Raw genomic sequence first — 13,077 nt, forward strand, 5'->3', positions numbered from 1 at the left:
TAGCGGGTGCGACACGCCGAGCGGACGACCGCTAACTCCATGATCACCGGGGTTCAGCAACGGGGGTGGGGTGGGGTTAGTGGGTTGCGGCGTTGGCTTCGGCTTGGGCCTTCATCCGGGCGGCGCGGTCGATGTCGGCCTGCTGGACGGCCGCTACCGAACCGAAGATGCTGACCGCCTGGTAGTAGGTCCAGGCCAGGCTGTAGCAGGCCGGTCGGACGACCGAGTTGTACGTGGTGCAGACGCGCTTCAGGTCCTCGTAGAAGGCGTTGTCGAGGCGGGACTTGTTTGCGGAGAACTGGCCGACCGCCTTGTAGTTGCGGTAGCCGAAGTCGTGCCGGTAGCAGCCCAGGTTGAAGGTGAAGCCGAGCGGGTTGTCCGGGCTGGACGAGCAGTAGTCGGTGGACCAGTTGAAGTTGTAGTCGGCCCAGGGTGCCCGGTTGACCCGAGCGCTGTTCCACGAGCTGTAGCTGGACGCGCTGGTCTGGGTCCAGCTGGACAGCACGGAGAGCTTCTGGGCGGGGGTGACGGCGGCGGCGGGTGAGGCGATGGCGAGGGTGGCGAGTAGCGCTGACGCGCCCGAGGCGAGCAGGGTGGCGAGACGTCGGGGCACGGGTTACCTCCGCGGGGGTGAGCGGGTGGGACGGAAGTTACCGGCGGGTTACCGGATGTCGATGAGTGTCGATCAGCTGATCAACTAGGTGGTATGCGCATCGCCAACTATTGGTGACATGCGTCGAAACAGACGAATGCCCCGGACGCACGGGGTGTCCGGGGCATTCAGAGAGAACGGTCAGCGCAGGACGAATGCCGGCGGGCTGGCGGGGCTCTCGTTGGCCGACCGGTCCACCGCGGTCAACTGGTAGGTGTAGCGCCGACCGGACTCGGCCGAGGTGTCCACCCAGGACTGGGCGCTGCCGGGCGTGGCCCGGACGGTGTCGACCAGGTGCGCGGCGTCGGCAGTGGCGCACCGGCCGGGCACTGTGGTGCCGTCGAACCGGTAGATCGCGTACGAGGTGGCGGTGCCGAGCGGGCCGACGCCGTCGGCGGGCTGGCGCCAGGTGAGCCGGACCCCGTCGGCCTGCCGGGTCGCCTTGGTGACCACCGGGAAGAGCAGCGGCCGCGACGGCAGGTGGGGCATGGCCGGCACCAGCGCCGGCCGGGAGTAGTGCTCACCCGCGTAGATGTCGGTGGCGCCGAGCCGGTTGGCCCGCACCTGCACCGCGGAGAAGTGCACGTTGCCCTGCACTTCCGGGTACGACCGGTTGAGCGTCAGGTGGTCGGACAGCTCACGCGGGTTCTGCCAGTACGGCCCGTACGCCGGGTCTCCGCTCTTGTAGTCGGCCTGGCCGATGTAGAGCTGCACGCGGGTGCCGCGCACCGTCTCGGCCCACCACGGCACGAGGCGCGCGTAGTCGGCGGCTGGGTACTGGCCGATGTACCAGTAGAGCTGCGGCACCACGTAGTCGATCCACTCCTGCTTGATCCACTTACGGGTGTCGGCGGAGATGATGTCGTACGACTGGCTGCCGGTGGTGTCCGAACCGAGCGGGTCGGCGGTCTTGTTACGCCAGATGCCGAACGGGCTGACGCCGAACTTCACCCACGGCTTCGCCGCCTTGATCTTGCCGTTCATCTCCTGGATCAGCAGGTTGATGTTGTCCCGCCGCCAGTCGGCCCGGTCGGTGAAGCCCCGGTTGTGGGCCGCGAAGGTCGCGTCGTCCGGCACCTGGTACGTGCCGCTGGGGTAGGGGTAGAAGTAGTCGTCGAAGTGGACGCCGTCGATGTCGTACCGCTTGACGGCGTCCATCATGGCGGTCTGGACGAACTCGCGTACCTCGGGGATTCCGGGGTTGTAGTAGAGCCGGCTGCCGGCCACGCCGGCCGGTGGGTAGGCGAAGGTCCAGTCGGGGTGCTGCTGGGCCGGGTGGCCGGGGGCGAGCTGGGCGAGGTCCGCGCCGGCGCCACCGGGGGCCGGCATGGAGACGCGGTAGGGGTTGAACCAGGCGTGGAACTCCAGGTTCCGCTTGTGCGACTCGTCGACCAGGAAGGCCAGTGGGTCCCAGCCCGGGTCCTGGCCGCGTACTCCGGTCAGGTACTCCGACCAGGGCTCGTACGGTGAGGGCCAGAGCGCGTCGGCGGTGGGCCGGACCTGCACCACGACGGCGTTGTGGTGCAGTCGCCCGGCCAGGTCGAGTAGCTCGCGGTACTCGGCCTGCTGCGCGGCGATCCGGTCGGGGCTGCTCTGGGACGCCTTGCTGGGCCAGTCGATGTTGACCACCGACGAGATCCACATGGCCCGGAACTGCCGTTTCGGGGTGGCCGGGTCGGTGGCGCAGGTGGTGGTGGTGTCGGCCGCGCTGGGCGCGGCGCTCGCGGGGGTGGCGGTGACGAACGTACCGAGCAGGGCTGTGACCAGCCCGGCGACTCCGAGTCGGGTGGCTTTCATGCGGTGTGTCCCTTCGTTGGGGCTCCCGGATGTTTCGCGCGGTGCATGGCAAGATTCGCCGTCGATGTCCGCGTCGCTGGTAGGAAATTTTCACAATCTCGCCGACGCCGCAAGAGTTCGTGGTTGACCAATCGCTCCGCTGGGTAGCAACGCCGGTCACCGGCCGCCACGGGGTGGTCGCACGGTGGGAGGGGTGACCGGGTGTCCGTGCTGCGCACAAAACCAATCAAGGACGTGATAGCCCAGGGCGAGGCGGACGGCAGCGACGGCCAGTTGGGGCTGAAGCGACGGCTCGGCGCGACCGACCTCACCGGCTTCGGCATCGGCATCGTGATCGGCACCGGCATCTTCACGCTCACCGGAATCGAGGCCCGGGACAGCGCCGGGCCGGGCGTGGTGATCTCCTTCGCCATCGCCGGCGTGGTGGCCCTGCTCGCCGCCCTCTGCTACGCCGAGCTGGCCTCCAGCGTGCCGACCGCCGGCAGCGCCTACACCTACGCGTACGCCACGATGGGCGAGATCGTCGCCTGGATCATCGGCTGGGACCTGCTGCTGGAGTTCGCGCTCGGCGCCGCGGTGGTGGCCCGAGGCTGGTCCGGCTACCTCGCCGAACTGCTCGACCTGCCGACCCGATGGTTCGGCGAGGAGGGCAGCACCGTCAACGTGGGCGCCATCGCCATCGTGCTGATCCTCGGCGTCGTGGCGATCGTCGGCATCCGGGAATCCGCCCGGATCACCAACCTGCTGGTGCTGGTCAAGGTGGCCATCTGCGTCTTCGTGGTGGTAGCCGGGCTGTTCTTCGTCAAGGCCGCCAACCTCACCCCGTTCATCCCGCCGGCCGAGCCCGCCGGGAGTGGCGACGACGGCATCAAGCAGCCGGTCACCCAGGCGCTCTTCGGGCTTGAGCCGTCGGTCTTCGGCTTCGTCGGGGTGCTCAGCGCCGCCGCCGTGGTCTTCTTCGCGTACACCGGCTTCGAGGCCGTTGCCAACCTGGGCGAGGAGACGCGCAAGCCCAAGCGGGACCTCACCCTGGGTCTGCTCGGCACGCTGCTGATCTCCACTGTGCTCTACATCGGCGTCTCGCTGGTGGTGGTCGGGATGGTGCCGTACACCGAGATCGACCGGGGCGCCCCGATCGCGTCGGCCTTCGAGTCGGTCGGCGCGGGCTGGGCCGCAGTGCTGGTCTCCATCGCCGCGGTCGCGGGCCTGACCAGCGTCATCCTGGTCGACCTGGTGGCGATGGGCCGGATCGGCTTCGCCATCGCCCGGGACGGCTTGATCCCGCCCTCGATCGCGAAGGTGCACCCGCGCTGGGGCACCCCGTACCGGATCTCGGCGATCATGACGGTGGCGGTCGCGCTGCTGGCCGGCTTCCTGCCGCTGTCCGCGCTGGCCGACCTGGTCAGCATCGGCGCGCTCTGCGCGTTCGTCCTCGTCTCGCTGGCCGTGCCGATCCTGCGCCGCAAGCGGCCGGACCTGGAGCGGCCGTTCCGGGTGCCGTTCTCACCGGTGCTGCCGATCGTCTCGGCGCTGGCCTGCTTCTACCTGATGCTCAACCTGTCCGTGGAGACCTGGCTGCGGTTCCTGGCCTGGATGCTGCTCGGCGCGCTGATCTACTTCGGCTACGGCTACCGCCGCAACCGGCTGGCCCAGCACGAGCCCGCCGTCGCTCCGACCCCCCGTGAGCCGACTGCCTGACCCGAAGGTGCGGAAGGGCCCGATCGGCGGGGCCCTTCCGCGCGACCCGCGCAGCCATGACCAGTCCCTGGTGGCGTCCGCGCCGGCCTGGCACCGCGCGGACGGCGCGGCCGCGATGCGGGGCCGTCGCCCGCCTGGCCGTCCAACTCCTCGCCAATCGCCTGGACGGTGACCGCACCGGCCCCGCCCAGGAACTCCGCGAGTCCACCCGGATCCGCTAGTCGAAGAAGCGGGCCAGGTGGGACTGGGGTGCCGGGTCGGCGTCCGGGGGGAGCGGCGTCAGGTCGGCGAAGATCGAGGCGCCGTCGCAGCCCGCGTGCAGTGGGTACCAGCGCGGTGTCCCCGGTGGCCGCAACTGGCAGATCCCCTTGAAGGTCTGCACGTCCATCAGCCGGACGTGAGTCGGGTCGGCCACCGCGTTCACATGCCCCCACCAGGGGCTCATCACGTGCAGCACCCCACCGGGGCGGAGCACCCGGTGACACTCGTCGACCAGCGGCAGGAAGTCGATCAGGTGCTCCAGGATGTGCACCGCGAAGAGGACGTCCACCGAGTTGTCGGCGAGCGGCAGCGAGCCGGACAGGTCCGCCACCGCATCCACGCCGGGCGCCGGGTAGATGTCCAGCCCCAGGTTGCTCGACCACTGCTTGGTCGGCCCACAACCCAGGTCCACCACCACCGGTGCCCGCCCGCCGATGCCGACCCGGCACCAGACGCCGTAGACACCGGCCAGCCGTCCGACCAGGTCCCGCACCAGCCGTAGCTGGGCGGGCTCGGCGACATCACCGCTCAGATGCGCCACCCCCCGGTCGAACCTCACCTCGACCGCCAGGCCCCGCAACCGATCATCATGCTGGACCTGATCCGCCCATGCCTGGGCGAGGAAATCATCTATCGCCCGCAGCCGGTCGGCCGAGGGCGGAGTCTGTGCCAAAGCGACCATTCGGGCCACCTCCCGCCGCGCGATACCCGCAATCCCGCGCGTTATGCCCCACTCGTCCACCTCGCCGACCGCTGAGGCGCGGTCCGCCCACGCGCGTGTCGCGCCTTGCGGGCAGATGCGCAGTCATCGTGATGTCACACAGTCATCACGATGACTCCACGACATCAGGGTCAACCCAGGCAGGCGCTTCAGGCCGGCATGCGCTTCAGGCCGGCACGCCTTTCACGCTGGGCACGGGCTTCGCGCCGGCATCGGCTGAGCGGCCGGCACCGGCTGAGCGGCCGGCACCGGCTTCGCGCCCGGCACCGGCTGAGCCGCGAAGCGGTCCACGCGGCTGACCCCGACGCACGGAGGGCAGGTCGCCTCGCCGCCGGCCGGGGAGGGGGTCGCCCCGGAGCGGTCGGGTCAGCCGGAGATGGTGCGTCGGCCGCCGCGCATTCGCTGGCGGGGTGGCGGGTCGGCGGGCTTCGGCCGCTTCAGGTGGTAGCGGTGCAGTTCGTGGTTGCCGGGCAGGGACGGGTCCTCGCTCATCGCGACCAACTCCCAGCCCTGATCGCCGGCCCGGTTCAGGTGGGCCAGCGAGGTGTCGCCGTACGGCGTCACGTCGACCATCGAGCCGTCCGGGCCGTACCAGACGAAGACGACCTCCCAGCCGAGGTCGGTGGTCGCGGCCTGGCGGCGGCGGACCAGCAGGGCGTACTCCCACTTGAGCATGGCGTCATTCTCACCCCGCGCCGGCCCGCGGGCACGGATCAATCCTCGGCGATCCGCCCGGCGTCGACCCGCAGTCGCCGGTTGGTCTCGATGGCGGCCAGCATCCGCCGGTCGTGGGTGACCAGCAGCAGCGTTCCGGGGTAGCTGGCCAGCGCCGATTCCAGCTGCTCGATGGCGGGCAGGTCCAGGTGGTTGGTGGGCTCGTCCAGCACCAGCAGGTTGACCCCACGGCCCTGGAGCAGGGCCAGCGCGGCCCGGGTCCGCTCACCGGGGGAGAGGGTGGCCGCCGGCCGGGGCACGTGCGCCCCCCGCAGGCCGAACTTGGCCAACAGGGTCCGCGCGTCCGCCGGCGACAGGTGAGGTACGGCCGCCTCGAACGCGTCGATCAGCGGCATGTCGCCGAGGAACAGCCCGCGGGCCTGGTCCACCTCGCCGATCACCACGCCGGGCCCCAGCGAGGCGGTGCCCTCGTCCAGCGGCAGCCGGCCCAGCAGCGCGGCCAGCAGGGTGGACTTGCCCGAGCCGTTCGCCCCGGTCACCGCGACCCGGTCCGCCCAGTCGATCTGGAGGTCGACCGGGCCGAGGGTGAAGCCACCGCGGCGTACCACGGCTCCGCGCAGCGTGGCCACGACGGCGCCGGCGCGGGGCGCGGCGGCGATCTCCATCCGCAGCTCCCACTCCTTGCGGGGCTCCTCGACCACGTCGAGCCGTTCGATCAGCCGATCGGTCTGCTTGGCCTTGGCGGCCTGCTTCTCGCTCGACTCGGCTCGGAACTTGCGGCCGATCTTGTCGTTGTCGGTGGCCTTGCGGCGGGCGTTCTTGACGCCCTTCTCCATCCAGCCACGCTGGGTCCGGGCCCGGGCCTCCAGCCCAGCCTTGGTCTCCGCGTACTCCTCGAAGTCCGCGCGGGCGTGCCGGCGGGCCACGTCGCGCTCCTCCAGGTACGCCGCGTAGCCGCCGCCGTAGTGGTTGACCTGCTGCTGCGGCAGGTCCAGCTCCAACACACGGGTCACAGTGCGGGTGAGGAACTCCCGGTCGTGGCTGACCAGCACCGTGCCGGCGCGCAGCCCGGTGACGAACTCCTCCAGCCGCTCCAGCCCGGCCAGGTCCAGGTCGTTGGTCGGCTCGTCGAGCAGGAACACGTCGTACCGGCTGAGCAGCAGCGACGCCAGCCCGGCCCGGGCCGCCTGACCGCCGGAGAGCCCGGTCGTCGGATGGTCCAGGTCGACCGCGAGCCCCAGGTCGGCGCTCACCTGCTCGGCGCGCTCGTCCAGGTCCGCGCCGCCGAGGGCGAGCCAGCGCTCCAGGGCATCGCCGTACGCGTCGTCGGCGCCCGCCGCCCCGGCTGTCAGCGCCTCGGTCGCCGCGTCCAACGCCGCCTGCGCGGCGGTCACCCCGGTCCTGCGGGCCAGGAAGTCCCGTACCGTCTCGCCCGGTCGCCGTTCCGGCTCCTGCGGCAGGTGCCCCACGCTCGCGGTGGGTGGGCTGAGTCGCACGCTGCCAGCCTCGACCGGCAACAACCCGGCGAGGGTACGCAGCAGCGTCGACTTGCCGGCCCCGTTCGGCCCGACCAGCCCGACCACGTCGCCGGGGGCGACCACCAGGTCCAATCCGGCGAAGAGCGGGCGGTCGCCGTGCCCGGCGGCCAGGTCCTTGACGATCATCGTGGCGCTCATCAGGACGGCAGCCTATCCGGCCGCCTGCATATCACCGCTCCCCAGCGGGCAGACTCAACGACGTGGTGACCACACTGGCGATCGACTGTGGCGGCGGGGGCATCAAGGCGTCCGTGCTCGACGAGGCGGGAACGATGCGGGCCCGGCCGTTGCGGGTGCCCACCCCGTACCCGTTGCCGCCCGCGCTGTTTGTCCGGACCCTGCTGGATCTCGGCGGGCGCCTGCCAACGGCGGACCGGCTCACTGTCGGCGTACCCGGGATGATCCGGCACGGAGTGGTCGTGAGCACGCCGCACTACGTGACCCGCAGCGGCCCCCGCAGCCGGGTCGACCCGGACCTGCTCGCCGAGTGGTCCGGCTGGGACGCGCGCGGCGCGCTGGCCGACGCGTTCGGGGTGCCGGCGCTGGTGCTCAACGACGCTGAGGTGCACGGTGCCGGAGTGGTCGCCGGCACCGGCTGCGAGTTGGTGCTGACCCTGGGGACAGGGCTGGGCAGCGCGCTCTTCGACGGCGGGGTGCTCGCACCGCACCTGGAGCTGTCGCACGCGCCCGTGCGCTGGGGCACCACCTACGACACGTACGTCGGCGAGCCGGAACGGCGTCGGCTCGGCGACGCCTTCTGGTCCCGTCGGATCCGGCAGGTGGTGGACGGGCTCCGCCCCGTGTTCCGCTGGGACCGGCTCTACCTGGGTGGGGGCAACTCCCGACTGATCCGGCCCGAGCAGCTGGCCCGGATGGGCGACGACGTGGTGGTGGTGCCGAACACCGCCGGAATCGTCGGCGGTGTCCGCGCTTGGGAACTTTCCGCCGGACGACGCAACGCCCGCACCTGACCCTTCGACGCCTCTTCGGCGGCCATCAGCGGCCGGAAGTGACCCGATCTCGACCCCGGGAACAGTCGCCAAACGTTCGGTGTTGTGCCAGCGTCGGAACAGGTGACGGTGCGACCCGAGGAGGTGGCAGATGGATCTTCTGGCGGACTACCGGCGGGCGACCATGTTCTTCGAGACCGGTGACCCCAGCGGTGCAGCCCGACTGCTGGAGCCGATCATCGACGCCGAGCCCGGCAACGCTGCGGTCCGGCAACTGCTGGCCCGGGCGTACTTCCAGTCGGCCCAGCTCAACCGGGCCGAGGAGCACCTGCGTGAGCTGGTCGAACGGGACCCGAGCGACCACTACGCGCACCACGTGCTCGGTCGGACGCTGGAGCGGCTGAACCGGCACACTGACGCGCTGCGGCACCTGCGGATCGCCGCAGCGATGTACGCGGCCAACGACGACTACCGGACCGCGCTGGAGCGGGTGGAGACCCGAGTGGGCGGCCGACGCTGAGCGCGCGGGTCGACGTGGCAGGGGCGGTCCTTCGGGGCCGCCCCTTCGTCGTCGTCGGGCGACCTGGCGGACGTGCCTAGGATGGCGGACATGGGACCTGACCGGCCGGGGGCTGCGGCATGAAGCTCAAGCTGGACCTGCACGAGATCTTCAACAAGGGCCAGGACATCGACCGGGCGTTGCGCGGGATCATGGACGAGGCGGTGGCGAAGAAGGCCACCCTCGTCGAGATCATCCCCGGCAAGGGGTCCGGCCAGCTCAAGAAGCGGGTGCTGCGGTTCCTCGACCAGAAGGACGTCAAGCAGCTCTACCACCGCGTGGAGAAGGACTCGAAGAACTTCGGCCGCCTCTTCGTCCACTTCCGCTGGAAGTAGCGACGGCAGCGCCTCTGACCTGCGTCTCAAGGCTCTGCCAAGGCCGTCGAGCCATGATCATGCCGTGTCCAGGCCGTCATGGCGGCCCGCTTCGCGGACCGCTCGCGCCGCCGAACCTGGGCCGGGCCGCTGGCCCGCCGCTCGCGCCTTAGGCCTGCGGCCACGGCGCGATCGGTGACAGCCCGCCGGCGGCGCGACATACGAAGAAGCCCTGGGCCGCCATGATCGATGGCAGCTCCGGGGCTTCAAGCTGGTCGGGACACGGACAGTGCCTCCGGCGGGGCGCTCGGGCGCTCTGGGATGTGGTGCCATCCCGACAACCTCCGTCCGGGCAGAGCCGAGCAGGTGGGGCCTGCCCGGTCAAGGTCGTTCAGCCGCTGGGTGCTCCACCTTGACCGGGCAGGCCCCACCCACTCCACGGTGTGCGGACGAAGGCCGACGGGATGGCTGCCCGGTGCAGCGGGATGTGTACAGGAAAAGGCTCAGCTGCGACGGCGCGGTCAGATATCAGCCCCCATATCCGTTCTACTCTCGACCGACTCGATGCCATGTTTGCCTTTCAGGCAGTCAATGACTGCCGCAGACATATCGGGGGATAGCTGCTGGAAGATTGTCGCTATGGGGGGATTGGGCTGATCGGCCCCAACGACAGTCGCAAGCAGTTCCACGGCTAGAGAGCGAGCTTCCGGATGGAGATCTGCTAGTCGTCCCCAACCACGAATAAGTTGCGTGTTGAACTCGCTCGCAGCCGGGTCGTTGATGAGCCACAGCCAGGCATCAGCCAGGGGGTCAAGAAGACCTAGCTCGCCTTGAGTACCCGAACGGGTATTGAGATGGCCCGCCTTGTACAGCCACTCGGGATCGAGAAGCCCTGTCAGTGCGATCGTTCTCTCGTGCTGGGGCCATTGTTCAACTACCGAAAGCACCCTAGTCAATTTCGTCCTCTCAACATGAGAACGCAATGCATCTTGTACAGCCAGTCGGACTGCAGCGGTCTGCGCTCGACTAGCAACGCGACGCAACCGCACGACGGCAACGGTGAATGAATTGTCGCCAACCTTGCCGCCGCAGAGCCGGGCTACTTCGACGAGATTTCGGCTGCCGCCGGCCCAATCGTAAAGGCGCTTCTGTAATGCCTGGCCGACGTGCGGATCCTCTAAGAGCCCAGCGAGAGCCGCATAAGCCCGCCGATTCTGATCACGATTACCGCTCAACAAGTTGAAAAGCACATCAATTGCGGATACCCATCGGTGACGGGACGCTAGACGATGAACCACTTCGATAAGCCGACGGCTCTCAGCGCTGTCAGTAGGTTTGCGCGCTGACATGTCGGTAATCCAGGAAAAGAGTGCCTTCCTAATGTTAGGTCTTTGCTCCCAAAGGTAGTCAATAACTTCGTCATGGTCTGCACCTCGGGCCGATAAATAAATCCGGTCGCCGATTCTGCGCGCCCCTACCTTGGCGAGCTGTTGACGTATGTCGGCACCCTCAAGCGTTCTCGTAGGATCAACCGCTATGCCAAGTTTCTCACTCAGGGCGCCGGCCTCTTCCGAAAGCGTTTCGACCGTTGCTCCGCCCAGAATCGCTGCGGCTATTAGCAAAATCCGCTCGCCCGCACTACCCGGCACGTCCTTGGCGAGATGGTCAACAATGTACCGATTCCAGCGCTTCCATGACGCGGCAAAGCGCAGCAATTCCTCTTGCGATTCCGAATGCGCGCTTATGTCAAATGCGAGGGCAACGCCGTAGTCTGGCGGGGCATCGCTGTCCTTCAACGCTTCGACGATCCCCGCTAGAGCCTGGACATCTAGGAGCTCCCCTCCAGGCATGGCAGTGCGTCGCGCCTGATAATCCAACCGAACCCGCAAGACTTCGAGGACCTGAGGTTGGCCAATAGACGCCGTAATGTCGGCAAGCTCGTCGGCGTACTGTTGCCAGATTGCGGTGCTCGCGATGACGACTAGCTTTGCGTTCACCGCCTCCAGTTCGCGGCCATAATCACGCAGATTGGCGGCAAAGTCGTCGGATAATTCCTCTGCGTAAGTAATGTCAAGCAAGTACCGAGCATTTACTTCTCGCGGGAGATCACGAAAATCATACTCTCCCCAGGTCACGTTCAGCCTATGGACGGGCTGAGCAGTGCCGAGACACAACACTGACAACGCACAAGTTTGCCGCCCAGTGCGGGGCTCCCCCATTAGCACAACTACGCCCGCGCCATGCCCGCGCCAAAGAATGTGTTCTGCCCGCTCGTAGCCTTGCGGTGGGCTGAAGGCATGAACGGCGACATTAACGTCTCTAGAACTGACCACTACGCGCGGCACTCGAGCACGCACGTAGGTAACGTTCAAATCACGGCGCGCTTGGAGGATGGTTGCATTAGGGCCAGCTTCGGCGATCATTGCCCCAATATCGGCGCCGGAGCTGTCGTCACCTTCCACTGCTCTGTCCGAAATGCATCGCTCCGTTGATGTCTCGGCCAGCCTGAATGGAAATACCGCCCTCCGCCACCGTGGCAGTCATTGGACCGCTACTCGGCACTCTCGATGACGCCTCGTCATTGCAGAAGTCCCGGCGGATGGCAGGCCCGAACGCGGTTTCGACAACGGTCGGAAACTCTCGTAGCGACCTGGACAGATCCCAGCCGTCTCGAACCTGAATATCTAGACCGGACCTCGCAGCCCGAAGTTCGATCAGATCGGTCTCAATGTCTTTTGCGTCGACGATGCATGCCACAACCACGATGAAACTAGTGACGACGAACGGCTGCCGGACCTCGAATGCCGTGACTGCGCGTCGTAGGGCAGCTCCGTCAAATTGTGCCACACGCTTACATTGGTATGCGAAATACGTCATACCGTCATCGGTGGCAATCACATCCCGACCATCGTCAGCCCGGCCGGACCTACCGTACAGCCGGGCCTCCCGGTGGCCGTCCACCATCGTGGCTACCTCTGCAATGAGCGCCTCGAAGTCATACGGCGACATGGCCTCAAAGGGCAAACGACTCGGTCTGGGGCGCGCAAGCGGCGCGTATCCTCCCGGCGGTACGGCCAACGCTGGCGCAGGGTCGAGGGAATCGAATAGGCGTGCCTGCTCAGTATCGGGCAGATCGAGCTTTCGGCGTTGAGGCGTCACTAGTGAATTATCGGCTGAAAGCCCTACCGCAACAGCAAGTCGCTTGTCATTTGTCGCTATCCCGACACTTGCTGTGCCAGTCCTCGCGGTAGTGCTACATCGCGGCCTGCATTCGCTAGCCCGACCGACGGACGATGCTGGGTCACGCAGTACAGCAGGGAGTACAGCAACCGACGACACCAAGCGGAACCACGGTGACCACCATCAGGCCGTCGACAGGCGGTGCGAGGCGGACGGCACCCCGGTGCCGTTCTCTGGGGTCAAGCAGTCGTCCTGGGACGAAGATCGCTCGGCACAGATCCGGCGCAACCGGGACCGAGAAGCCGTGTCAAACGTCGAGAGGCGTTGGCGATGGTTGTCCAGGTCAGCCCGGCAATCTGTCCGATAGTCAATGATCTATCAAGCTTGAAGGTGTAAGGGGTTCAAATCTCCGGGATCATCGGCCGCCGCGCTGTTCGTGCAAGGCGATGAGCGCTGCTTCGACTCGTAGTCCCACACCCGTCAGCACGAGCGCGCCGGCCAGGACGTACCCGCCGGTTTGAGGGTTCTCCGGACTGACCATGAGCAGGGCGATCAGCAGACCGGCTCCAAGCGCCACGTTGCCGCCGACTCGGGTTGATCCGCTACGGGTGTACCGGAGATCCATGTCGCTCACCATAGCGAGGGGGGCGAGCCCAAGATGGCCCCGAACTCCCAGTCTCACGTCCGTCCCTGTCCGACTAGCAGCACCAAGATCATGCCGCTTCCAGGCCG

At 67.9% G+C, this 13,077-nt stretch carries 12 protein-coding genes; 4 read left to right on the forward strand and 8 right to left on the reverse strand.

Annotated features, from left to right (window positions below; all coding sequences use genetic code 11):
* Positions 1 to 76: 76 nt before the first annotated feature.
* Together ACLQ3F_RS12795 and ACLQ3F_RS12800 are read right to left on the reverse strand one after the other, a co-directional pair.
* Positions 77 to 613 carry a phospholipase gene (locus tag ACLQ3F_RS12795; protein ID WP_425848813.1) on the reverse strand — a complete coding sequence of 179 codons (537 nt, stop codon included), beginning with the start codon at positions 611 to 613 and terminating at the stop codon, positions 77 to 79.
* A gap of 180 nt (positions 614 to 793) precedes the next feature.
* A complete protein-coding gene (locus ACLQ3F_RS12800; RefSeq protein WP_425848815.1) occupies positions 794 to 2,449 on the reverse strand; it encodes a glycoside hydrolase family 10 protein in 1,656 nt (551 codons plus the stop codon).
* Positions 2,450 to 2,650: 201 nt separating this feature from the next.
* Here ACLQ3F_RS12800 and ACLQ3F_RS12805 point away from each other — a divergent pair, with 201 nt between their 5' ends.
* Entirely contained in the window at positions 2,651 to 4,147 is a 1,497-nt protein-coding gene (locus ACLQ3F_RS12805; RefSeq protein ID WP_425848817.1) for an amino acid permease, read from the forward strand.
* A 217-nt stretch (positions 4,148 to 4,364) separates the two neighbouring features.
* On the opposite strand, the gene ACLQ3F_RS12810 is transcribed toward ACLQ3F_RS12805, so the two are convergent.
* The 3 genes from ACLQ3F_RS12810 to ACLQ3F_RS12820 form a co-directional block, all read right to left on the reverse strand.
* Complete coding sequence (locus ACLQ3F_RS12810) at positions 4,365 to 5,090, reverse strand: methyltransferase domain-containing protein (RefSeq protein WP_357196439.1); 726 nt, start codon at positions 5,088 to 5,090, stop codon at positions 4,365 to 4,367.
* A 405-nt stretch (positions 5,091 to 5,495) separates the two neighbouring features.
* Positions 5,496 to 5,804 (reverse strand): hypothetical protein, encoded by a 309-nt coding sequence (locus ACLQ3F_RS12815; RefSeq protein ID WP_357196436.1) that lies wholly within the window; start codon positions 5,802 to 5,804, stop codon positions 5,496 to 5,498.
* A 38-nt stretch (positions 5,805 to 5,842) separates the two neighbouring features.
* Positions 5,843 to 7,480 carry an ABC-F family ATP-binding cassette domain-containing protein gene (locus ACLQ3F_RS12820; protein ID WP_425848820.1) on the reverse strand — a complete coding sequence of 546 codons (1,638 nt, stop codon included), beginning with the start codon at positions 7,478 to 7,480 and terminating at the stop codon, positions 5,843 to 5,845.
* Between the two features lie 62 nt (positions 7,481 to 7,542).
* Between ACLQ3F_RS12820 and ACLQ3F_RS12825 the strand changes: the two genes are divergently transcribed.
* The 3 genes from ACLQ3F_RS12825 (at position 7,543) to ACLQ3F_RS12835 (ending at position 9,186) form a co-directional block, all read left to right on the forward strand.
* Positions 7,543 to 8,313: an ROK family protein gene (locus ACLQ3F_RS12825; protein WP_124860484.1), complete on the forward strand. Its 771-nt coding sequence runs from the start codon at positions 7,543 to 7,545 to the stop codon at positions 8,311 to 8,313.
* A gap of 130 nt (positions 8,314 to 8,443) precedes the next feature.
* Positions 8,444 to 8,812: a tetratricopeptide repeat protein gene (locus tag ACLQ3F_RS12830; RefSeq protein ID WP_355005736.1), complete on the forward strand. Its 369-nt coding sequence runs from the start codon at positions 8,444 to 8,446 to the stop codon at positions 8,810 to 8,812.
* Between the two features lie 119 nt (positions 8,813 to 8,931).
* The gene (locus ACLQ3F_RS12835) at positions 8,932 to 9,186 is read left to right on the forward strand and encodes a Smr/MutS family protein (protein WP_007465523.1); all 255 of its coding nucleotides are present in this window, start codon (positions 8,932 to 8,934) and stop codon (positions 9,184 to 9,186) included.
* Between the two features lie 500 nt (positions 9,187 to 9,686).
* Here ACLQ3F_RS12835 and ACLQ3F_RS12840 read toward each other — a convergent pair whose 3' ends face one another.
* From ACLQ3F_RS12840 to ACLQ3F_RS12850, 3 genes are all read right to left on the reverse strand, one after another.
* Positions 9,687 to 11,627 carry a hypothetical protein gene (locus ACLQ3F_RS12840; protein ID WP_425848822.1) on the reverse strand — a complete coding sequence of 647 codons (1,941 nt, stop codon included), beginning with the start codon at positions 11,625 to 11,627 and terminating at the stop codon, positions 9,687 to 9,689.
* Complete coding sequence (locus ACLQ3F_RS12845; RefSeq protein WP_425848823.1) at positions 11,617 to 12,324, reverse strand: restriction endonuclease; 708 nt, start codon at positions 12,322 to 12,324, stop codon at positions 11,617 to 11,619. Before ACLQ3F_RS12845 ends, ACLQ3F_RS12840 begins: the two co-directional genes overlap by 11 nt.
* Before the next feature lie 436 nt (positions 12,325 to 12,760).
* Positions 12,761 to 12,970, reverse strand: a complete 210-nt coding sequence (locus ACLQ3F_RS12850; RefSeq protein WP_425848826.1) for a hypothetical protein — start codon at positions 12,968 to 12,970, stop codon at positions 12,761 to 12,763.
* Positions 12,971 to 13,077 lie beyond the last annotated feature (107 nt).

The organism is Micromonospora sp. DT15 (assembly GCF_049841475.1).
Classification (GTDB): domain Bacteria; phylum Actinomycetota; class Actinomycetes; order Mycobacteriales; family Micromonosporaceae; genus Micromonospora.